We start from the raw sequence: 461 nt of genomic DNA on the forward strand, positions 1-461 counted from the left end.
CTGCCAAGTTGAGGATTAGATTTACGGGGGTTTGTCTTTTCTGGGTCTGATGATACCGCAACTTTGTGATTTCTGCCAAGATATTACGCCGTTGCCCGGATAATCAGCCGCACCTCACAGTTTCCCGCCGTGCTGACCGAAAACTGCCCTTAACTTCATTATTCGCCCAACGTTTTCTCTTTGACGATCTCACGTTCAAGCTGCTGTAACGCCTGTTGCTGGTTGTGTTGTCGTTCCAGATTGACCGCCTGTTCCGTGTGTTGTTGTTGATGCAGTGTCCCCGTCTGTTGCTCCTGCTGGAACGCTCTGGCCAGTTGACGCTCTGCATCAGCCATTTCAGGCGGCACATCATTCTTTTCAGCCTGTGTTGGCGACAATGACTGACGCCGGGCCTCGTCTTTTTCGGCCTGTTCCTGCGCCCGCTCTTCCGGGGTTTTCAGGCTCAGTGGCGCGTCAGCTTG

General features: G+C 53.4%; 1 protein-coding gene. It reads right to left on the bottom strand.

All coding sequences use genetic code 11. The features are described from left to right. Positions 1-158 precede the first annotated feature (158 nt). Positions 159-461: hypothetical protein (locus AEP37_RS26875; protein ID WP_049615700.1), on the bottom strand; the 303-nt coding region annotated here is incomplete at its 5' end.

The organism is Yersinia pekkanenii, from assembly GCF_001152565.1.
Taxonomy (GTDB): Bacteria; Pseudomonadota; Gammaproteobacteria; order Enterobacterales; family Enterobacteriaceae; genus Yersinia; species Yersinia pekkanenii.